General features: G+C 64.1%; 17 protein-coding genes and 1 pseudogene. 11 read left to right on the plus strand and 7 right to left on the minus strand.

Annotated features, from left to right (window positions below; all coding sequences use genetic code 11):
* Positions 1 to 14: 14 nt before the first annotated feature.
* Positions 15 to 1,064, minus strand: coding sequence for a DUF4433 domain-containing protein (locus tag IRX98_RS14155; RefSeq protein ID WP_224277792.1), 1,050 nt, complete (start codon positions 1,062 to 1,064; stop codon positions 15 to 17).
* A 224-nt stretch (positions 1,065 to 1,288) separates the two neighbouring features.
* On the opposite strand from IRX98_RS14155, the gene IRX98_RS14160 reads away from it, so the two are divergent.
* From IRX98_RS14160 to IRX98_RS14195, 8 genes are all read left to right on the plus strand, one after another.
* Positions 1,289 to 2,701 carry an ATP-binding protein gene (locus IRX98_RS14160; protein ID WP_224277793.1) on the plus strand — a complete coding sequence of 471 codons (1,413 nt, stop codon included), beginning with the start codon at positions 1,289 to 1,291 and terminating at the stop codon, positions 2,699 to 2,701.
* 149 nt (positions 2,702 to 2,850) lie between these two features.
* Positions 2,851 to 4,215: a plasmid pRiA4b ORF-3 family protein gene (locus IRX98_RS14165; protein WP_224277938.1), complete on the plus strand. Its 1,365-nt coding sequence runs from the start codon at positions 2,851 to 2,853 to the stop codon at positions 4,213 to 4,215.
* Between the two features lie 206 nt (positions 4,216 to 4,421).
* Positions 4,422 to 5,537, plus strand: a complete 1,116-nt coding sequence (locus IRX98_RS14170) for an ABC-three component system protein (protein WP_224277794.1) — start codon at positions 4,422 to 4,424, stop codon at positions 5,535 to 5,537.
* Entirely contained in the window at positions 5,521 to 6,000 is a 480-nt protein-coding gene (locus tag IRX98_RS14175) for an ABC-three component system middle component 2 (protein WP_224277795.1), read from the plus strand. Before IRX98_RS14170 ends, IRX98_RS14175 begins: the two co-directional genes overlap by 17 nt.
* Entirely contained in the window at positions 5,997 to 7,877 is a 1,881-nt protein-coding gene (locus IRX98_RS14180) for an AAA family ATPase (RefSeq protein WP_224277796.1), read from the plus strand. Before IRX98_RS14175 ends, IRX98_RS14180 begins: the two co-directional genes overlap by 4 nt.
* 156 nt (positions 7,878 to 8,033) lie before the next feature.
* A complete protein-coding gene (locus IRX98_RS14185; protein ID WP_224277798.1) occupies positions 8,034 to 8,447 on the plus strand; it encodes a hypothetical protein in 414 nt (137 codons plus the stop codon).
* Positions 8,448 to 8,515: 68 nt separating this feature from the next.
* On the plus strand, positions 8,516 to 8,695 hold the full coding sequence (locus IRX98_RS14190) for a hypothetical protein (protein WP_224277800.1): 180 nt from the start codon (positions 8,516 to 8,518) through the stop codon (positions 8,693 to 8,695).
* Between the two features lie 602 nt (positions 8,696 to 9,297).
* A complete protein-coding gene (locus tag IRX98_RS14195) occupies positions 9,298 to 10,974 on the plus strand; it encodes a hypothetical protein (protein ID WP_224277802.1) in 1,677 nt (558 codons plus the stop codon).
* Positions 10,975 to 11,226: 252 nt separating this feature from the next.
* On the opposite strand, the gene istB is transcribed toward IRX98_RS14195, so the two are convergent.
* The 4 genes and pseudogenes from istB to IRX98_RS14215 all read right to left on the minus strand — a co-directional run bounded on the left by istB (position 11,227) and on the right by IRX98_RS14215 (position 15,301).
* Positions 11,227 to 12,027: an IS21-like element helper ATPase IstB gene (istB, locus tag IRX98_RS14200; protein ID WP_224277804.1), complete on the minus strand. Its 801-nt coding sequence runs from the start codon at positions 12,025 to 12,027 to the stop codon at positions 11,227 to 11,229.
* A pseudogene (istA, locus tag IRX98_RS14205) lies at positions 12,027 to 13,258 on the minus strand (IS21 family transposase). Before istA ends, istB begins: the two are co-directional and overlap by 1 nt.
* 248 nt (positions 13,259 to 13,506) lie before the next feature.
* A complete protein-coding gene (locus IRX98_RS14210; RefSeq protein ID WP_224277806.1) occupies positions 13,507 to 14,412 on the minus strand; it encodes a hypothetical protein in 906 nt (301 codons plus the stop codon).
* A 70-nt stretch (positions 14,413 to 14,482) separates the two neighbouring features.
* Entirely contained in the window at positions 14,483 to 15,301 is an 819-nt protein-coding gene (locus IRX98_RS14215; RefSeq protein ID WP_224277808.1) for a nuclease-related domain-containing protein, read from the minus strand.
* Positions 15,302 to 15,458: 157 nt separating this feature from the next.
* Between IRX98_RS14215 and IRX98_RS14220 the strand changes: the two genes are divergently transcribed.
* From IRX98_RS14220 to IRX98_RS14230, 3 genes are all read left to right on the plus strand, one after another.
* Positions 15,459 to 16,364, plus strand: coding sequence for a tyrosine-type recombinase/integrase (locus IRX98_RS14220; RefSeq protein WP_224277810.1), 906 nt, complete (start codon positions 15,459 to 15,461; stop codon positions 16,362 to 16,364).
* A gap of 652 nt (positions 16,365 to 17,016) precedes the next feature.
* Positions 17,017 to 19,608, plus strand: coding sequence for a hypothetical protein (locus IRX98_RS14225; protein ID WP_224277812.1), 2,592 nt, complete (start codon positions 17,017 to 17,019; stop codon positions 19,606 to 19,608).
* A 133-nt stretch (positions 19,609 to 19,741) separates the two neighbouring features.
* The gene (locus IRX98_RS14230; protein ID WP_224277814.1) at positions 19,742 to 20,245 is read left to right on the plus strand and encodes a hypothetical protein; all 504 of its coding nucleotides are present in this window, start codon (positions 19,742 to 19,744) and stop codon (positions 20,243 to 20,245) included.
* Positions 20,246 to 20,302: 57 nt separating this feature from the next.
* Here the strand turns inward: IRX98_RS14230 and IRX98_RS14235 are convergent, their stop codons facing one another.
* The gene (locus IRX98_RS14235) at positions 20,303 to 20,521 is read right to left on the minus strand and encodes an excisionase family DNA-binding protein (RefSeq protein WP_224277816.1); all 219 of its coding nucleotides are present in this window, start codon (positions 20,519 to 20,521) and stop codon (positions 20,303 to 20,305) included.
* Positions 20,514 to 20,726: a DNA-binding protein gene (locus IRX98_RS14240; protein ID WP_224277817.1), complete on the minus strand. Its 213-nt coding sequence runs from the start codon at positions 20,724 to 20,726 to the stop codon at positions 20,514 to 20,516. The genes IRX98_RS14235 and IRX98_RS14240 overlap by 8 nt, the downstream gene beginning before the upstream one ends.
* Between the last annotated feature and the right edge of the window lie 115 nt (positions 20,727 to 20,841).

A 20,841-nucleotide genomic window follows, 5' to 3' on the forward strand; every position in this document is an offset into this window, starting at 1 on the left:
GGACCTCCCCTCGGTCAAAATCTAGCTTCCGAACCTTCGAAGAAGGTGTGCCGGTCAACCTGCCCGGACCAGTGCCCAACGATGCGCTTAGCTCTTTCGACTACTTCCTGAGACGGAGCAAGGAAGCCCTCGATGAACCTAGGCAGCACGGCACCTGGCACCAGTACCTCGGCCTGCGTGATCCTCTTCAACTCCGGATCGGGTGCACCCTTGAAGTCTCGCCAAGTCTCAGATCGAATGCTGTCTAGGTCGATCTGGGCAAGACCCTCAGGCGCCGGCCACCACTTGGATGCACCGGCCGCCGCGTTGCCGTCGAACACAACCACGCCCGGCTCATCGAGGACATCTCCGGATACACAGATCACGACGACGTCTCGCCGCTCGAACTTGTACAGGCGATAGAGCATCGCGTTGCGCGGGTTGATGTAGAGGTTCGCGTAGCTGTGAAGCGGCATGTCGCCGACCCACCGTCCATCACGCCTTTCCTGAACACCGCCATCCGACAGATCGTCGTGACGGACGTCAGTAGCCAAGTCGTGACACAGAATGCCTCGGCTGGCGATGCGGGCGAGGTTCGCAACGGCGGTGATGTTGTAAAGGCTGACGACCTGGCCCCGAACGACAGCCGTCCTTTGGCGCTTTTGTGCGATCCTCGTCGCCTGATCCGCCCGGAGCCGCTTCCCGGCGGCCCTATCCGCGCGACGCCGATCCTCGTCCTCTTTCAGACGACGCTGCTCGGCCTCGTATCGCTCTCGACCTAGGGCGTGCTGCTCGGCTTGGCGTTGCCGGACCGTCGCTGCGGCCTGCTCCTGGCGCTCCCTCTCAGCCGTCTCGTCTCTGCGAAGTTGATCGGCCGTCACCTCGGCCAGCCATCGATCCAAGAAGGCGTCCTGGGACGTCCCCGGTTCGGCCGACCAGACGTGCGTCGCGAGACTCTCCACCAGATCGGCGTCGTGCGCACTCAGAGCGGCGACCCGGCGGTCGATGTTGAACGCCATCTTCTGACGCGAGTCACCGGGATCCGTTCCCGACAGCGCGCACCACTGGCCCCACAGGCGGTTCATTTCCGCGGTCCTCGGCGTTGCGACCCGGGCATGCCGTCATGGTCCCAGCGCAGAAGTCTCCCCGGAGCCGCTTTCGGTGAACTCGCAGCGCAAGCGCCACAGAAGTCGTCGCACACGAGGGTGTGGTTGTCATCCCTGGACGGAGAGGCCCAGCGGTCTGGCGGCCTATAAGTTACCTCGCATGGATGATAGTATCATTGATGCGAGTATCCCGGAGGTGAGTAATGTTCGTTGGTCGTCAAGCGCAATTGGCGCGGCTTGAGGCGTTACTGCAGCAGGTTCGTGCCGACAAGGACTCCAAGCCCGGCAGGGCACTCCTCATACGCGGGCGCCGGCGCGTCGGCAAGTCCCGCCTCGTGGAGGAGTTCGTCGATCGCGCCGACGTACCCCACGTGTTTTTCGCGGCGTCAGGGCGACCGGTACGGGACGAGCTGCACTTGTTCGCGCAGGAGGTCGCCGCGTCGAACCTGCCCGGAGCTGAGCTCTTCAGTGGTACCGAGCTGGCCGGTTGGGACGCCGCACTGCGCTTGCTGGCGACCGCCCTCCCCGATGACGGCAGTGTCGTCGTCCTCGACGAGATCCCCTACCTCGTCGCGTCCGACGAGAGCTTCGAGGGAACACTCCAACGGGCGTTCGACAGAGAACTGGCGCGCAAGCGCGTCGTAGTGATCGGCATCGGTTCCGACCTGGGGATGATGGAGGCACTCAACGAGTACGGGCGGCCCTTCCACCAGCGCGCGAAGGAAATGGTCGTCCCGCCCCTCACCCCATCTGAGGTCGGCGACCTGCTGGGCCTTCCGGCAGCGGACGCCTTCGACGCGCACATCGTCACCGGCGGCCTACCGCTGATCTGCGACGAGTGGCCCACAGCCATGCCGCTGATGGACTACCTCAGCCAAGCCGTCAGCGATCCGACCTCGGCACTACTCGTCTCGGGGGAGCGCTCGCTCGCCGCCGAGTTCCCCTCCGACGCACAGGCACGCACGGTGCTGACCGCCATCGGCAGTGGAGAACGCACCTTCACCAATATCGGCCGCGCGGCGGACATCCCGCAGGGTTCACTCAACCGATCCCTGACGGCCCTCGTGGCCAAGCGCATCGTCGCCGCCGACGAGCCGCTCTCGACCAAGCCCGGGTCGAAGGACAAGCGCTACCGCGTCGCTGACCCGTACCTCCGATTCTGGCTCGCCTTCCTCGGCCCGCACCTCGACGAGATCGAGCGGGGACGCGGAGATCGCGTCCTCGCGCGCATTCGCGCGTCATGGACCTCGTGGCGTGGGCGAACGATCGAGCCGGTCATCCGCGAAGCCTTGGAACGTCTGGCGCCACCCGTGCTCACGGGCGAGGACGGCGTGCCGGGCATCGTCGGCGGCTACTGGACGCGCACCAACAAACCCGAGATCGACCTCGTGGGCGGCGACCGCGCGCCGGTCGCGAAACGCGTCCTCGCACTCGGCTCGATCAAGTGGCTCGAGAATGCTCCCTTTGATCGACACGATCTCGGTGAACTCCACGCGCACAGGACTCAACTGCCGGGCGCCGCGGTCGATACGCCGCTCATCGCCGTAGCCAGATCCGGCTGCTCGGTCAACGGTGTCGAGCACTTCAGTCCCGACGAGCTCATCGCTCACGACTGACATCGACGGCATCACCGGCCGCGTCACGAGTAGACATCTCCGCCTACGATCGGGCCGTGCCTACAGGTGACGCCGATGACCTCCGCCGTCAGTTCGACGCCCTGATCTCGGGCGCCGAGTTGGGCGACCTGCGCACGCTCGCCGACCAGATGTCGGTGGTCTCGGGCGGTGTCTTCGCGAAGCGGACGAGCAACCCGCACCTGCGACACCCCAAGCGGGACGAGCCGGCAATCTTCCGTGTCCGGGTTGACCTCAACGACGCACGTCCGCCGATCTGGCGGCGACTCGAGCTGCGCTCCGACCTCACCCTCGCCGCGGTCCACCAGGTGTTGCAGGCGGTGTACGACTGGACCGACTCCCACCTGCATCGGTTCTCCGTCGGCGGCGACACGTTCGACATGGGCGCTGAGTGGTTCCTCTGCGAGTACGACGTCGAGGAGGGCGAGGACGAAGGCACGCCTGACGCCGACGTGACGCTCGACGAGACCCTGGTCGGGCCGGGCGACGTCTTGCACTACGTCTACGACTACGGCGACAACTGGGATCTGACGATTCGCCTCGAAGAGGTCCTCCCGCTGACGAACGACGCGCCCCAAGCGAGGTGCGTCGACGGACAACGGGCCGCACCCCCGGACGACTGCGGCGGACTGCGCGATGCCGAAGATCTCGCCCAGGTCGTCGACGACCCCGCTGCCTTCGATGTCGCCGAGCTCAACCAACGCCTCGTCTCACCTGCCGGCGGACTCACCGAGTGGGGAGTGCGCCCGGACCTCGTCCACCTGCTGAACCAGCTTCAGCGGACGCCGGTCGGCGACGACTTCATCGCCCGCACCCTCGCCATCGGGGCTCCCGAACAACCGGACGTGCCGACCCTGAGGGCCAACCTTCGCGCGTACCAGTGGTTCCTCGATCGTGCAGTTGGCGACGGCATCACTCTGACCGCAGCCGGCTATCTCAAGCCCGCCGACGTCGAGGCCGCGTCGGAGGTTGTTCCCGTCGTCGGGGACTGGATTGGGAAGCGCAATCGTGAAGACCTCACGATCCCTCTGCTCGAGTTCCGCCAGTCGCTCCAGCAGATCGGGCTGCTTCGGAAGTACAAGGGCAAGCTCCTGCTCACCAAGCTCGGCAAGGCCGCTAAGGCCGACCCGGTCGTCTTGTGGCGCCACCTCGCCGACCGCCTCGTCGACGGCAACGAGGACACCTTCACGACCCAGGCTCGACTGCTGGCCCTTCTGTGCCTTGCGTCTGAACCGGAGGGACGGCACGACAAGCGATTGGCCGAAGCTCTGACCTACCTCGGCTGGAGACAGCGCGATGGACGACCTGTCAGCGTCGACCAGCCCCGATGGGCCATCAGGGAAGCCACCCACGCGCTGGCAAATGTCGCCTCGGAACAGCGTGATCGTGGGATTCCTCGAATCGATCGTCGGGCACTCACGCCACTCGCCGTGCTTATGGCAAGGACCGCTCTCTCGACCCAGGCCACGTTCGACGGAACACCCTCGAGCGGTTAGACGCATCGACGCCGTGAGGCCCTATGTCATCCCGCCCACTATGACGCTGTCCATATGGGGGAGACGGTCAAGCATCTGGCTTGTGTGGTGGGACGTCCTAGATGCGCCGAACGGCGGCGCCCGTGGTTCATCCCCCCTAGAGTGCGTTGCTCGAAGGTCCAGTCGGAGCGTTGTGACATCCTGCGAATTGCGCATGAGGAGGTGCTGTGACCGAGCAGTCGCTTGAGGGGACCGGCGACGATGCAGTGTCAATAACGCCGATTCAGCACCCTACGGCTCTTGACGCGCACGCTTGGGCCCCGGTGCCGAGCCACCTGTCACTGACGCCCGAGAAGCGCATCTCGCTTTACGACGATGTGCAGTGGGAGGAGTTCGTGCTGGAGTGGGCCACGACGTTGACTTACGAGCAGGTCATGCGCAGTGGTGGGGCACACGACCACGGCGTTGACGTCGCAGGGTTCGTCACGTCCGCTGGATTTGACGACCTATGGGACTGCTATCAATGCAAGCATTACGGGAAGGCATTGCTGCCCAGCGACGCCTACCCGGAGATCCTGAAAGTCATACTCGGCACCCTGTCCGGTCACTACACCTGGCCTCGCAAGTACAGGTTCGCTGCCCCGCACGGAGTCGGCACAACCTTGGCAGGCGTGATCCATTCCCCCACTAAGCTCAGGTCGGAGCTGACCAAGGCGCTCACTAAGGACAGGAGCACCCTCACGCCGCAACTCGGGCAGCACTCGCTGGACACGGTTCTGGCTTTCATTTCGGATGCCGACTTCAGCATATTCGGAACAGTGGAGCTCCATGAGCTCGTGGAGGCACATGCAAGCACCCGGTGGCATTCGGCCAGGTTCGGTGTCGAGCTGCCGAACCGGCCCGCTCCGCCCGAGCCCTCGTCGGACCCCACGGATGAGGAACAGCACTACATCGCCCAGCTCCTGCAGGCCTACAGCGAACGCCACGGCGGGACCTTCACCGCACCTCATGCGACAGAGCATGAGTACGTCGGAGCCCACTTCGTGCGGCAGCGCGTGGCGTTCTACAGCGCCGAGGCTCTCCGCGTCTTCGCCCGCGACTCGGTCCCGGAAGGGACGTTCGCAGCCCTACAGCAGGACATTTTCGACGGCGTCATTGAGACGCACGACCTCGGCCACGCAGACGGGCTGCAGCGGCTGGCCGAGGTCACGAAGTCAGCCCAGGGCTTGGCGATTACCTCAAACGGGCTGCTTCCGGTGTTGGCCGTCCGAGATCGCACCGGCATCTGTCACCAGCTCGCGAACGAGGAGAAGTTGCGGTGGTGTCATGCAGCCGCTGAATAGCCCGCTTGAGCTGGGACTGCGGACCCTGGTCGTGCTGACGACCGCCTTTCCGCGGACGTTCGACCTCGACCGCCTCGTTCTCCTCGACTACTGCCTCTTGCATAGCGCCGACCTCGAGGGACCACCGAGTGTGCTGCCTGCAGTTCCGAACCGCAGCGGCGAACTCGGACTCAAGCGCACAGTCCTCGACCACGGCGTCCAGCTCATGGCGCGAGCCGGCATGGTGGACCTGGTGACCACCGCTGAGGGCATGACCTACCGCGCGGGCGAGGAAGCCGCGCCGTTCCTTCGGCTCCTCGAATCGCCCCTCCTGGGTGCCCTCGGAGAGGTCGCGACGTGGGCAGTCGACGAGTTCGGCGACCTCAACACGGATCAGGTTCGCGACCGGCTCCGTACCGTTTCCGAGAGTTGGGCAACCGAGTTCGCTTGGGAGCCGACCGACGAGGAGGGGATGGTCGGATGAGACTCGTTCACCTGACCGCCGTTGGCGCCGACCTCCCGCCCGCCAGCGTGGAGTTCGCACCACGCCTCACGGTCATCTACGGAGCCTCCGAAACCGGCAAGACCTACGTGATCGACGCGTTGGACTTCATGCTTGGCGGTCGCGAGCTGCGCGAGGTGCCTGAGGCTGCCGGCTATCGATTAATGCTGCTGGGCGTGGAACTCGACGACGGTCACGTGCTTACGCTGGCGAGGGACCTGCGCGGTGGCCGCGTCTCAGTGTTCGATGAAGATCTGCGGACCCTACCGAACCGCCTTCCGGACCGTGACTTGCTTGGCCAGCACCACAAGGACAACCCTGACACGATCTCCTATTTCTTTCTTGACCAGCTGGGGATCGCGGGTGCCAAGCTGCGCAAGAACGTGCGGAACCAGGTCCAGTCGATGAGCCTGCGCAACATCGCACACCTGGTGCTGGTCGACGAGGAGCGGATGCAGTCTCGCGTCACGCCGGTTGAGAGCGGCAATCCGACCTCCAGGACTGCGGAGCGCTCTGCGTTCAAGCTGCTCCTTGAGGGCGAGGACGACTCAAGCCTCACCGAGGCTGACGACGCGGCTGCCTTCCGACGGGTTAACCACGGTCAGGTCGAGGTACTCGACCGGGCGATTGAGCAAGTGCGCTCACAGATGACCGAAGCCCCTGAGCCGGCCGAGTGCCTCGATGTCTTGGCAAGAGTCAACGCCGCCATCCGGCAGACCTCGAGTTCGATGGCTGTCCAGCTAGCCGCCCGGGACCGTCTGGTGAACGAGCGAACCCGTCTCCAGGAGCAGCGTCAACTTGGTCGCCAACAGGCTGGCGAGATCCGCACTTTGGTCGATCGGTTCACCCTGCTCGACGCCCAGTACGCCGCCGATCTAGAACGGTTGGAACTGGTCAAGGAGGCGGGCACGCTGCTCGGCTACTTCGACACTGAGGCTTGCGTATTCTGCGGGGCCGACGCGGCTCACCAGCAGCGCGAGCACGCCGTCTACGAGACCGTCCAACTCGCGGAGTCGGTAGATGCCGAGTCCGCAAAGACTCAGGCGCTCCGAGGTGACCTCGTCCTCACGCTCGGCTCGGTGCAGGCCGAGTTGGACCGTCGGCGCGACCGTCTCAGCCAGATTGATGAAGCAATGCGAGCGGCCGATGACCAACTTTCCCAAGTGGACAACACTTTACAACCGGTTCAGTCCGACCTGGACGAGCTCATGGGACGTCGTTCGCAGGTCGAGCGATGGATCGAGCGGTGGGCACGAGTTGACCAGCTCGAGGAACTGCGCGCGAGTGTCGCCCAAGAACGGCCTACGCCGGTTGATCCGGTCACGCATGGGATCACCCTTGCCTCCCAGCAGGACTTCTCGCGCAAGTTGCGCGACGTGCTGACGCAGTGGCAGGTCCCCGGCGCAAAGGAGGCAGTCTTCACGTTCGACGGCACGCCGCAGATCAATGTGCAGCAACGGAGTCGCGAGGATCGCGGCAAGGGGATGCGCTCGGTTCTGCATGCTGGCTTCAGTGTGGCGCTGAGCGAGTTTTGCACTCAGCGCGGTCTACCTCACCCCGGTTTCGTCGCACTCGATACCCCAGTCCTCACATACCGCGATGCCGACTCGGCCGGACCGTACTCCGTCAGCCCCGATGTCTCGGAGGTCGCGGCGAGATCGGTTGAAGGTGACGACGAGCTACTCAGTGGGTCCGTCGCGCGGGCGTTCTATGCCTACTTGAGCAATGGCCATCCCGGGCAGACGATCGTGCTCGAGAACCAGACGCCACCCGTGGTGGACGACGCCGACTGCACGATTGAGTACTTCACGGGAAACCCTGCGATCGGTAGGCCTGGCTTCTACCCCGTAATCGGCTAGCGAGCTTGCATCTCCTCGATTCGCTCAGTCCGGTCTGCTGCACGGATGCTGATAGCTAGTCCTGCCCCATTCCGCCGCCTGTCCACTGGTCGAGTGCGGCACACGTCCCGAGCCCTTCGCGCCACACGGGCGTTCGGCAGAGGGCAGGATGCTCCTATGAGCGATGTCGGGTTCTTCGAGGACCTAGTTGTCACCGGGACACGGCGAGTAGTGGGTGAAGTAAGAGGACTGAGGATCCTCAGGGACGCCAACCTTGTCGTACAAGGGGTACTGCGCGGGGCAATACAAATTGAGGACAACTCGGCGGTATCGGTCAGCGGTCAACTCGACCTGTCAGTCGTACGGAATGAAGGCGGCACGCTGACGTGCGCCGGCCAGGTGACAGGCTCCCGCGAGCAGTTCGACTCCGCAGCAAGCTTCGACGTAGCCGTTGGATCATTTGTGAACGACATTGTGTTGCTTGACGACGGCACTTTGCGGCCGCCAGGCGCTAACGAGCAGTTCGATGCACACAGCCGGCAGCTGTGTCTGTGGTCGCCACGCGAACAACGGTTCAAAGCAATATGGTAGGTGCGTCCTTTCGCCGCGACCGAAGGACGTGCCTAGACCTGAGCCGCTCAGCGATGTCTCATGTCTATATGAGCACCGAGATCCAAGAGGCGGTACTTGAACTCCAAGCGATGCGGGAGCGAGTCCGGGCTATCCGCACGCACCTCTGCGAGCCAAAGTCCAACGCGAATCCTCGCTACCTCGCATTGTCCAATGTCGTCAGCAACCTGACGAAGGCGATAGAAGACCTGGAGGCCGAAACAGGATGACGAATCAGCAAGAGTGCTCACCAACGGGAGGCTTTGACTACACCGCGGCCGTCTACGACTACCTTCTTTCGCTAGGAGATCCGGGCGATGAGGTCTTGACATCGATCCGTCCTTGGCTCGAGAAGACCTACGGTCTGGGCTACTCCGACGCCGCCCGTATCCGTCGGATCGCCATGGTCGAACTCACCGCTCGAGGCAAGATTGAGCGACTCAACACCCGGGGTCGTTACGTTCGGATCCTCCGCTAGCGAGATCACTGGCACGTGCGGCAGTCCGCCGCGTACCGTCCGGGGCGCGACATTGCGCCGCTTACCCGCTGGCCTTACGCCGGTCGCATGGGTTGGCCAGTCGGCGATGTACCCGTTGGACCGCGTCGCCGTCCAACGTCACTCAACTGTCGCCAGGGGAAGAGGCATCGGCGGTCGGATGTTGTGTGCTCGATGATGCGTCATCTGCGTCTCGGCACTCACTGTCCGAGGTCAAGGACGCGCTCCGCAGCCCGTGCGACGTCCAAGCTAACAAGCCGCGTCCAGACTGAACGGGCGGCTGAGCATGCCCTCTACGTCTCGACCAATGGGCGGGCGCTAGGCCAAGGTAGGGCCGTGCACAAAGACAACGACGCAAGTGGCAAGCGCCGCAGCTTTTCGCAACGTGTAGGCGACAAGGGGGAGCTTGCCTTCCGCAACTTCTGCGACCGGCACGGCCTCTTGCCCAACAAAGTCGAACAGGACTACGGGATCGACTTCATGTTTCAGGTCGACCTCGACCACGAATCTCATCAAGCCAGCAACATCGCGAACAGCTTCGCCGGGGCGTGCGTCCGTGCAAGCACGTCCAAGAACGGAAAGGTGAAACTCAATCGCGGCGACGCCGCAAACCTGCTCAATTCGCGTTCACCTCTGGTCTTTGTGCTGGCACACATCAAAGGGAAGACCGCCGACACCGCCAAGATGTACCACCGACTAGTAGACCAAGACCTTCTCTCGGAACTGCAGGACTTCCTCGACACCGACGCAGAAAGGATGAGCCTGCGACCAGGTGCATGCCTCCCCGAGTCCCAGTTCGCCGAGAGCCTTTCAACTCTATTGTCGCCTGGGTTTCTCGAGACTGTTCGGCTCAACGCCGCACAGGCCGCCATACGCGCGGTGCTGCCCCAGGCCTCGGTGGAGATACGACGTCAACCGGATGGCCAACTTACGTTGGTCTCCAACGTCGACTACTTCTCCATGTTCGAGCACGACGATGCTGACTCTGAACGTGCGGTACTCGAGACAGCCTTCGGCGATCCGGCGCAGTTTTTCGATCGTGCTACTGGCCTGAATCCGCGCCCGGAAATAGTCAAGTACCTTCGTCATCTTCCCCAGACGGCGTTGTTCGGCGGAGTTGGCTCGGACACGGAGGTAGAGCTTGAGGTCACGAGCGGACACCAGAGAGCGGTAGCCGGGTTCACCCACCGGCGGATCGGCACCCACTGGGCCTACGTCCACCCTGCCGGAGTGAGCTTGATCATCTCCCACGCTCGCGAGCGAGACGGTCAAATGGTCCACGAGACCGAGGTCTTCATAGACCCGCTCGCGGACAACGTTCTCGAAGACATCGACAATGCGCTCGAATTCTTTGAGTTGTGCTCAGACGGCGCGGCCATCCGAGAAGTCGGCAAGGGTGGCGAATCGAGCGGCCTCAGCGTCACTGAACTCTTCCGCCCCCTCGACACCCTTGCGACACTCATCCGCTCCTGGCGCGTCTGCCGAGAGCTCAGAGGATGGCCAGAACGAGCCGTCGCGCTTCGAGACGTGACCGATGCAGAGGTCTTCTACACACTGAGCGGTATCGCCCAACTCGCCACCGAGCCAGAGTCAATGGCCCGGCACTCATTCGTCATTGAGACCGTGAGCCACCCAATCGACATAAGTGACCTCGTCGAACGCCCGGTTCAGGCACTCGTTCCGGTCATCGCGAATCTCATGGATCAGACCCTCGTGCTGACGGTTGACACGAACGCGACGACCTTCGCCTTTGACGGCGAGGTGCGGGGCTTCCGGTTCCAGGCCTCAACGGACATCGAGGTTGAGACACGACCGCTTGCCCAGAAGGCGTCGATCTACCCCGAAGTTGTCGTGGATGCGAACAGCCCCACTTTCGCGCTCGCGCCCGGGCGTCACCAAGGCTCCCTTCCGTCGGAGCTAGAGGACATCCGCATCGGTTGGCAGGAGTCCGAGGATCCCGAGGAGCCCGAAGAGCCCGAAGAGCCCGAGACGCCTGCGGATGCTGACGACTAAGTTCCGATCGAGGCCGCGAACTTGCATGCAGAAGACTCGATGGACTCGCGCTTTTTCAACGGAGGCGGGTCGAAGCGACCAATCACGAGGTCGGGCACACCCGGAGAACGTCCACTCGTCTCGTGACGCGCAGCCGGAGCCGAGATGTTGCGTCTTTCCGCCGCCTGTTGGGGTCAGCCGGCTCTGCTGTCGGCAACGCTCGAAAATGAGGCCGATCCGACGCTCGAAAACGAGGCCACCGGTTCGTGCTGTCTAGTCTGCCGTGTCTTGGGTCTTGATGCTGGGCAGGGTGTCGATCCCGCGGTTGCGTAGCCGGTAGCTGGCGCCCTTGAGGGTGAGGACGTCGGCGTGGTGGACGACGCGGTCGATCATCGCGGCGGCGACGGCCTGGTCGCCGAAGACGCCGCCCCAGCCGCTGAAGGGCAGGTTGCTGGTGAGGATCAGCGAGGCGTGTTCGTAGCGGGATGAGACGAGTTGGAAGAACAGGTTGGCGGCGTCCTGCTCGAAGGGCAGGTAGCCGACCTCGTCGACGATGATCAGCCCGTAGCGCCGCAACCTCGCGAGCTCGTTCGGCAGCCGGCCGGCGCGGTGGGCTTCGGTGAGCCGGGTGACCCACTCGGTCGCGGTCGCGAACAGGACCCGGTGGCCGTGGTGGGCGGCCGCGATCCCTAGGCCGGCGGCCAGGTGGGTCTTCCCGGTGCCGGGCGGTCCGAGGAGCACGACGTTTCGTGCTTCGGTGAGGAACCCGCCCGATGCCAAGGAGGCGATCTGCTGGCGCACGGCGGGTTGGGCGTCCCAGTCGAACTCCTCGAGCGTCTTCCTGGCGGCGAACCCGGCGGCACGGATCCGCAGCTGGGCACCGGATGCGTTCCGGGCGGCGACCTCACGGTCGAGCACGGCGGCGAGGTACTCCTCATGGGTCCAGCCGGCGTCGCGGGCATGATCAGCCAGTCGACCGGCTGCTTCGGTGATCCGGGGCGCCTTCAACGCACCCGCCAGGTAGGTCAGCTGCTTGAGTGCCTCGGTGGCGTCGGTGTTCCTCTTCGTGCCCATCAAGCGACCTCGCCGTCCGCAGCGCCATCGGTGAGCCCGCCGTCGATCAGGCCGAAGGCCCGGTCGTAGTCAGCCAAGTCCCGCCCGAGTTCCTCGTCGGGATCCGCGGCAGGTCGGGGCAGTTGGAACTGCTCCCGCAACACCTTCGCAGCGGCGACGTGTGCGGGGTCGGTGACCGTCATCCCGCGTGCCCAGACTCGGTCATGGGACGCGACCAGGCGCCCGTCGTGACGGACCTCGACCCGAGCCAGGTCGGCGTGCACGTCGACGAACCTTCCGATCACGTTCGGGTCGACGGAGTAGTCGTTGCTGTCGATGCGGACGTAGTAGTCACGTCCCGATTGACCCATCCCACCGCTGGTGCCACCGGCGGCAGGGGCAGCATCGCCGCCCGATCGGCGTCGAGCAGGTCGACCGGCCTGGCCTTGATCGTGCGCACCACCCGGGCGTTCGCCTTGCCCAGCCAGTCGGTGAACTGGGCATCGAAGTCGGCCGGCGATGCGAACTCCCGACCAGGCATGAAGGAGGTCTCGAAAAACCCGTTCCTGCGTTCGACCAGACCCTTCGATTCGGGGTCGTAGGGCTTGAGCCTGACCAGCGTGGTGGCCAGGGTGCCGGTGAACGCCCCCACGCCGTCGGCATGCCGCTTGCCGCGCCCGATGCCCGACTCGTTGTCCCAGATCAACCTGCGTGGAACCCGTCCCAGCTGCTGCAGCAGCAGCCACATCGCCAGCAGCAGATCCTGGGTGTGCCGGGTCGGGATCATCTTCGCGACCATGAATCGCGAGTGCGCCGCGGTGATCACCATGACTGGCAGCAGGACCTTCGAGCCGTCCTCGAGTGGGATCTTCTTCGGCGGGAACCACAGGTCGCACTGCGCCGCGTCCCCGGCCAGCCACGTCAGCCGGTCCGACGGGTCCACCGGCCTGTGTTCAGGCCGCAACTGGCGGACGTGCTCGCGGAACCACGTGATCGACCCAGGCCAGCCGACCCGCTCGGCAATCACCGTCGCCGGCATGTCCGGCGTCATGATCAGCAGCTGCCGCACCGCCGACTCGAACGGCGTGAACGACGTCGACACCGCCGGCCGCTCGTACTTCGGCGGCCCGTCCGAGGCCACCGCCCGCGCCACCGTCGACCGCCCGATACCCAGGTCCCGCGCGACCTGACGCTGCGGAACACCATCCGCCACCAGCCGCCGGATCAGAGCCCAATCCTCCACAGAGATCACCCATCCAATCTGTCTGGGTGGCCTCGTTTTCGACCGTCGCTATGGCCTCGTTTTCAAGCGTCGTCGACATCTACCAACGTCGGGATGCAATTGGGGCAGGCAAGCGGCGCGGAAGGATGACGTCATCACGGTGTCTCTGACCATGTCCCAGTCCCATCGCTGAACCCGTGCGCCGAATGAACTCGTTGTCCGGTAGCGAGGACTGGTCTGCGGGTCGCTTGGTCGTGAGACCGGTCGCGGACAGTGAGTCAGAACTGCAGCAAGGGCGCGTTAGTTTCAGAACGCTCATCAGCAACGACCAGCACCTTGTCTCGGACTACGATCTTCCAAGTTGGCTGGGAGGTAGGGCTTCCTCCCAGCCGTTGGAACTGCTTCAGCAATTCGGTCGGATCATGCTCGAATAGGTTCTGCACAGCGTCGAGTGAACGCATAACCCTGTTCGCCCATTGCGTGCTGTCCATCGCTGTGCCGGCTGTTGTGATTCCTGAGCGCGCGGCATAAACGCGGTTGCCACGCTCGTAAAAGGTCGATACGTGCCCCTTGCGCAGCACGACGCGATCCTCCTCAGATATCGACCTCTCCAGTCCCAGAGCGCCGCGTATCGGTATGAGCGGAGCGTGATCGTCGTCGGGCCAGTTGTCCGCCATGATCGCGAGCAGGATGTCCCTGTCCCAAGTGCCGTGAGGAAAGGCCCCGACGAAGTAGGCGCGGTTCTGCACGAATGCGACAAACAGCAGCGTCGAGGACCTGACTCGGCTGCCATCTTGGGGACGAGGTCCCAAGTGCAGATGGTGTAGCCCCCACGCGCTCAGAAACCGGTCCAAATCGCGGTAGCGCCGACGTCGTGGAGCTGACGGCGAGTTGTGCGAGATCTCCACGTCTCGACTCAATCGTCGCTCCAGATCGACGCCGTTCGTCACCTCGTGATCGACGGTCCGAATCCACCGACGTAACGCACCATCGCGCTTGAGGCGACGGATGAGCTCGCGTGAGTAGATGACCTGTCGGGGAATGGGCGTCGGGAAGCGATTGGCCCAGTTGGCGTATGTCGCGAGGAGGTCGTGGGTCTCCATCGCTTCAAGATGCGCGAGGTCGTCCACTCCAGGCGCCAACTCGCGTTGCATGATGACGCGCAGGTCGTCCTCGAGTGCCATTCGGACAGTGTGACAACGTCGACCGACAGTCCACAGCGGCGAGTCATACCGCCGCGCGCTCGCTTGGACGTCAGGCCGACGGCAGGGCTCTCGCGAGTTCTCGGTGCGCTCGTTCGATGGCGTGCGCGTCCAGTGCTCCAAGGGAGCCAAGGGCCGACTGCAGTCGCTTGGGCCAGAGGACCTGGATGTTGCGCGTGGTGAATGCGCCGCCGATCAGCGGCCAGTCGGCGTCGACGAAGCATAAAACGCCATGCACAGGGATCTGATCACCGACGACTGCACGGACCACCTCGACCTGATTGAGGACTCCGTCGACCAGCTTGGTGCAGTCCCGGCGGCCGACGATGAGCCGTTCCACGCGTGGGCGAAGGAGCCCGCCTTCGATCCGGAGCTGTGGGCGTCCGCTGTACCTCTTCGCGTCGATGACGTGGACGCCCGCGGGTGTTACGGCGAGGTGGTCGATGTTCGCTCGACCACCGGGGATGCGTCGGTCGTGGAGGATCCGACACGTGTCGGACTGCAGCGAGTTCAGGCGGCCACCGAGGCGTTCCTCGCCGATGGCTCCGGTGTTCCACGCTGTGGTGGATTGCGGATCGTCGCTGAGGGCCAGGATGAGACCGCCGAGCTTCGGATGCTTGTCGCGGATGCGCTTCTCGCGGCCGGCCTTGCGGCGCTCGAACTCGCGTCGCGCGGAACTCCCCGCCGCCCCGATATCAACTTCGAGATCAAATTCAGGTTCATCGCGATCATGAGCCAGGCAGCGGACGGTCTTGGTCTCGCGCTCGTAGACGGCTTCCGCCTTCGCAGGCAGCGCGGCGTCGCAGATCCTGCACGTGCCGGCATAGCGCAGGCGCATCCTCTTCTCGGCTGGCGCCGACGTGTCGTCCACGCTTGGACCGTAACCGTCGAGTGCCGACCAGGTACTCGCATTGCTGAAGACGGCAGCGAGCCTAGGGAACGGATGCCGGTCGTAGCGTCGGGCAAGTGCCTCGCCCTCGCGCGGCGGACCATGGCGAGGCTCGGCCGACTCCGCCAGGTGCCACCCCATGAATACCCTTCTGCCCTTCCAACCCGGTGCGATGACGCCAGCCCAGCTCGCTGCAGTGTCGTACCTCGCCCGCTACTCCGGGCACACCCACACGCTGTACTCGTCCCAGCTGCGGCGCTGGTTCGCCTGGTGCGAGACGAACACGCTCGACCCGCTCATCGGGATCCAGCGCGCTCACATCGAGCTCTACATCCGACACCTCGGACAGGCCGGGCTGATGGCCTCCTCGGTCGTGACCTCGATGCACGCCGTCCGCGGGTACTTCCGTTACGCCCACATCGACGGACTCATCGTTTCCGACCCAGCGGTCTACGCGCGATTGCCGAAGGTGCACCGTGACGAGTCCCGCACCCAAGGTTTGGATCGACTCGAGCTCATCCGGTTCCTCCAAGTCGCCCAGACCCTGACCGTCCACCACGGAGCGTTGGCGTTCCTCCTCGGCATCAACGCCCTCCGGGCATCCGAGGCGGCCGCGGTCCGGATCGAGGACTACTCCGAGACCCTCCGAGGACACCGAGTGATCCACCTCGTGGGCAAGGGTGACAAGCCCGCCACCATGCCCATCACCGTCCCCGTGCTGCGAGTGCTCGAGGCCTGCCGAGGTGAGCGGACCGAGGGCCGGCTCATCCTTCGCCCGGTGTCCGGCAACCCGATCGATCGGCGAGACGCCTACCGGATGGTCGCGCGCATCGCGAAGGCGGCCGCGATCCCACGCCACATCAGCCCACACTCGCTCCGCCACGCCGCCATCACCAACGCCCTTGACGCCGGCGTGCCGCTACGCGACGCGCAGATCCTCGCCCGGCACTCCGACCCACGCACCACCGAGCACTACGACCGCGCCCGCGGCAACCTCGACCGACATGGCGTCCACTTCCTCACCGCCTACGTCGCTGGTGTCTAGTGAATGCAGAAATGGCGACGCATGCGCGTATGCCAGCGCCCACTATGGGCTACATCGCCGACGCAGCCGTCAGCCGAGCTAGGGCGTGCTTCACCACGGTGTCTTTTGTGCCCGGGTGAGGGGCAAGTGACACACAAGGTCCAGAGAAAGTTCGGCCCACGTCGCCGCGAAGCCATCGAGTACCGCCGTGTATCCGCACCCAAGCCAGTTAGTGCGAGACAGTGGCTCCAACGTTGGACATCCATGGCGGGGGAACATGACAGTGGCGGCTACGAATTCTGTGCTTGACCAGCTACTTGATCCGGCGGCATTGGCCATCTTGGCGGTCCTGGCCGTCTGCACATTGCTTGTCCGTACATGGAGGGCAAGTCGCGAGCCGAAGAGCCATCACTCGTCCCCGTATGACATGCCTGCGACGCCATTAGGCGTCCTCTATGGCCGAGATTCAGAACTGGTGTCATTGACAGGCCATGCAACGGGGTTGATCGTGATTCACGGCGACCCTGGGGCAGGCAAGAGTGAACTGCTCCGCCACAGCTCATATGGCGCTCGCGTGAGCGCATTAGCAGGTGAGCCCGTTCGGGTTGGGCGAACTGCGGGCGCTCTTCAAGCGGCCCTGATTGAGTCGCTTTCGACGGCGTTGGCGGACGCAATGGAGCAGGAGGGCGCTGCGAAGAGGTGGTCGCGGACGCTCGCCTCAGCGATCGAGAACCTCACAGCGCAGCGAGTCGGCGAGCTTACGGACGCCATAGGCGGCCTCGTGTTCGACATGATCGCCGACCGCTTGGGTGAGTCTGGCGGGGAACTCGCCCGCGACATGCGCGATTCAGTAAGTCGTAGTGCAAGCGAGAGCCTCGACCATCGGATCAAGCAGGCGGTGAGTCCCGATGTGCTTGACATCTTTAGAGCTCTTGCGAGCGAGTTGCACACGCTGTCTGGCAGACCTCTGGCCCTGTCGATTGACGCCTGTGAAGTCCTGCCCGACGAGGACTTCAGGCAACTTCTATCTCTGGCTGAAACGCCAACTGCCGGGGTCTCGATCCGGGCCGCACTCGCGACCGCCAGCGGAGTTGAGAGCTCACGAGTTCTCGAACTGAAGATGGCGGGTGCTTCTGAGGTGGAGCTTCCTGGGTTGCAGCCGTCAGCGGTCGAGGAGTGGCTACGTGCCAAGTCGCTGCCAGTGCACCACCTCGGGCATCTGCTGCGAGCGACTGACGGGTTGCCCCTCTACGTCGACGCCGCAATCGGTCACCTCCAGGCTGGCGGACGAATACGGGAGCTTCCAGTCAGGGACAACTTCGTCGAACAGACGAAGGACCTGCTCCGACGTCTCGACGCAAAGCAACAGCAAGCTGTGGTCCTCTTGTGCGCCTTCACGGACCCTCCGCCAACATCCTACGTACAAGGCGAGCTCAGGTGCACCGAGCTGGAATGGTCGGTGATCGAGGCTGAACTGATTCGGCAGCGAGCCTTTGCCACAACCGTTGGCGATCACGCGTGGTTCCACGAGGTGCGCCGACGAGCATTTTGGGAGCACGCGCTAAATCCACCCCAAAGACACTTGAGCGCGGAGACGGCCCTTCAATGGCTGATCCCTCAGCTCGAAGAGGGCCCCACAACCTACGAACTTTGCGCTGATCTTGTGACCATGTTCGAGCATGTGCCGTCGGCGATCGCGAACTTCCAAAACCTAGACCAAGTCATGTCGCTAGGCGACGAGGAGCTGAAGTTGCTGGCCGCCTTTATCGAACTAGGCGAGCAACAGCGACAACACGTCGTCGAGGTGAACTCCGCTCTGGCGCACGCGCGGACTGCGTTCGGCTCTAGAGGTGACGCGTTGACATACCTCTCGAACCTTCAGGAATGCGGCCTCCTGACCATCGCCCAAGACGAGCATCAGGCGCTGGGAGTCCCTGTGTGGGGCTCGCAAGTGGCACGCGCCGCGGCATTCGGTCGCATCGTGCGCACCTTGAATCGGACCGTCATCCCATCTATTGCGTCCGCATTGTTTGACGAGTTGTTCCGTCCTGCACTCGGACCGTTCGCGATCTCGTCTTATGGCCTCGGCTCGCCTGGCTTGGTAAGCATGAGCGAGTCCCTGAGAGAGATGGACTACGAGCGCGAGGGCGACAAGGTGACCATCCACCGGCGGTACGGCGTCATGATCCGCGGCGCTCTCGGCGACGTCGCAACGCACGCGGTGGTGTCCTTTGACGATCAGGAGGGCAGAGATCGCGCGCTTAGTCTGCTACCCGACGTCAAGGACGAGTACTCCTTCGGGGCACGGTTTTCGGTCGAATCGGTTCACCCATGGCCGCATCCGAGCGCCCCGCTTCGTTCCAACCGGTTCTTGCGAGCTGTGGAACTACTGAGCGGCGTCGACCTTGGTCACGGCTCTTCGAACAAGCGCGTGACCGCCGTTAGCACGGAGTCGCTGGAGGACGAGCTAATTGCCGTGAAGCAACTCGATGCAGTGATGCGAGGGCGAACGGAGGGGTTGGAGCGATCTGCCATGAACTTGGATCGCAGTCGCGGCTATGCGTTCTACGAGATGAACGGGTCTCAAGCAATCTGCACTCTTTACGGGACCGAGCAAGTATTAGAGATTGCGCCACCTGACGGCCGGCCTTTCGGGCCGTTGTATGCCACATCCATTGCCCTGGCAACGGGACTCGAAGGGGTCTCGGTCGGGCGCATGACCTACCGATCGGGCCGTTCAGACAAGGACCCGCTCGCTGAGCGGCTGCAGGATCATGCCAAATCGGTATCGGCCTTCAACAAAGCGCAGCGGTACCCACGAAAGGAGCTCTTGCTTGAGCAAGACACACTCCGTCGTGAGCTACTCACTGCTATGGAGCTTCGCACAGACGACGCGATCGCATTGCGCGACTCCGGCCTCATCGTGGATAAGGGAACGTCGCTATACCGCACGACGTTCCTGTCCATCCACGCTACCCGTGGTCGAACTGACCTATTGGAAGGAATGGAGCACTCACTCTCCGAGATGTCTTTCGTCAACGACAGCGAGAATGTGCTCCATCTAGTGTTCGACGCACAAGAGGACGGCGGCTGGCTACAACCCGACGACCTTGAGGCCAGATTCGGCGTATCGGCCCCAGATTCAGAGCCCATCTCGTCTTCGCAGTCGGTCCTTCAGATGGGAATCGAGCGGCGACTGGGATATGACCCTCTCGGGAGCGGGGGACTGTGGTTCCGGTGGCCGGACCTACCTGAGGAGGAGTGAGTTAAGACCGCCCTGGGCTTTTACATCAAGTGCTGTCGCGCGAGCTAGCCCATTCCGCCGCGAAACGTGGGACCGGGAGTGTCGGACTTGCGACGGCACGACAGGGCCCGTGCGTCGATCTAACGTTGGGTTCATGTCTGACGCGTGGAACGTCTCCGAAGCCGAGCTTGATGCCTTCCTTTGTGAGTGGGAGGCCGTGGATCGCGCCGCAGCCGAATATCTTGCCGAGCGAGTGCCCGGCGTTCGCGGCAGCCTTGCTGACGACGACGCCCGCTGGGTCGGCCAACTCGCCGAGACCATCTCGCCTTCTGAGGAGCCCGAGGAGGATGAGGTCGAGGCGGTGTCGGCGGTGATGGCGCTCCAACACGCCGACTGGCTCGGACTGGTGCTCGGCGCCGTACGCCGTGGGCCAGGCGCTGTTCTAGATCCTCGACGCGTGCAGACGGACGTCGACCTGCTGGATGACATCGAGGGAGAGATCGAAGACCGCGAAGGTCACCTGGACGTGCTCGAGATGGCCCTGCTCCACCTGACACCGCTATGGCAGGACCTCGGCGTGCTGGACGAGGACGACCGGCTCACAGAACGCGGTGTTTGGGGGTTGCCAAGGGCCCTCCACCGGGCATGGAGCGAGTGAAGCGTCCTTGCGTCGCCATTGCGCGCCGCATCCGGGATCTACTGACCTGGCCGCAGGTCACCAGTCCTTCGCGGACGGCACGGGACGCATCATCGCCTCCAGGTCGTCGGTCTTGATTCGGATCGTTTTGCCGCAGCGGTAGGCGCGCAGTTCACCAGCAGCGATCTTGCGGCGGATGGTCTTAGCGGACAGGCTCACCCAGACCGCGGCGCCGGTGATGCTAAGCCACCGGGGTCGCTCGTCGGGCAGTTCGGCGGTCGCGGCCACCTCACTCACCGGCCTTGAGGAAGCGGCGAAGCTCGGCGACGGTCGTGTAGAGGCGGCCGTTGCCGTTGAAGCGCCACCAGCGCGGTCCGCGCTTGAGGCGGCGCCATTCGCGGACGGTTCGCTGGGGCGTGCGGATGAACGCGCAGAAGTCCTCGAACAGGAGGATGCCGTTGTCGTCCCAGTCGTCGGGGACGCTGATCGGTGCGATGGTCATCGTGACTCCTCGGTCATCGGAGCGCCGGGTTGCGCTCATGCCCGGAAAAGCAACAGCCATCGCCTCGGATCGGACGGCAGCCGTCGAGTTCTCTCAGTCACCTACGTCCCGGATC

Origin of the sequence: Nocardioides lacusdianchii, assembly GCF_020102855.1 — a bacterium.
Lineage (GTDB): Bacteria > Actinomycetota > Actinomycetes > Propionibacteriales > Nocardioidaceae > Nocardioides > Nocardioides lacusdianchii.

Coding starts and splice junctions, on each gene's coding strand:
- IRX98_RS14230 (WP_224277814.1), top strand. CDS start 19,742: ATGTCTGACGCGTGGAACGTCTCCGAAGCCGAGCTTGATGCCTTCCTT.
- IRX98_RS14185 (WP_224277798.1), top strand. CDS start 8,034: ATGAGCGATGTCGGGTTCTTCGAGGACCTAGTTGTCACCGGGACACGG.
- istB (WP_224277804.1), bottom strand. CDS start 12,027: ATGGGCACGAAGAGGAACACCGACGCCACCGAGGCACTCAAGCAGCTG.
- IRX98_RS14165 (WP_224277938.1), top strand. CDS start 2,851: ATGTCGGTGGTCTCGGGCGGTGTCTTCGCGAAGCGGACGAGCAACCCG.
- IRX98_RS14220 (WP_224277810.1), top strand. CDS start 15,459: ATGAATACCCTTCTGCCCTTCCAACCCGGTGCGATGACGCCAGCCCAG.
- IRX98_RS14190 (WP_224277800.1), top strand. CDS start 8,516: ATGAGCACCGAGATCCAAGAGGCGGTACTTGAACTCCAAGCGATGCGG.
- IRX98_RS14225 (WP_224277812.1), top strand. CDS start 17,017: ATGGAGCAGGAGGGCGCTGCGAAGAGGTGGTCGCGGACGCTCGCCTCA.
- IRX98_RS14180 (WP_224277796.1), top strand. CDS start 5,997: ATGAGACTCGTTCACCTGACCGCCGTTGGCGCCGACCTCCCGCCCGCC.
- IRX98_RS14155 (WP_224277792.1), bottom strand. CDS start 1,064: ATGAACCGCCTGTGGGGCCAGTGGTGCGCGCTGTCGGGAACGGATCCC.
- IRX98_RS14240 (WP_224277817.1), bottom strand. CDS start 20,726: ATGACCATCGCACCGATCAGCGTCCCCGACGACTGGGACGACAACGGC.
- IRX98_RS14175 (WP_224277795.1), top strand. CDS start 5,521: ATGCAGCCGCTGAATAGCCCGCTTGAGCTGGGACTGCGGACCCTGGTC.
- IRX98_RS14160 (WP_224277793.1), top strand. CDS start 1,289: ATGTTCGTTGGTCGTCAAGCGCAATTGGCGCGGCTTGAGGCGTTACTG.
- IRX98_RS14210 (WP_224277806.1), bottom strand. CDS start 14,412: ATGGCACTCGAGGACGACCTGCGCGTCATCATGCAACGCGAGTTGGCG.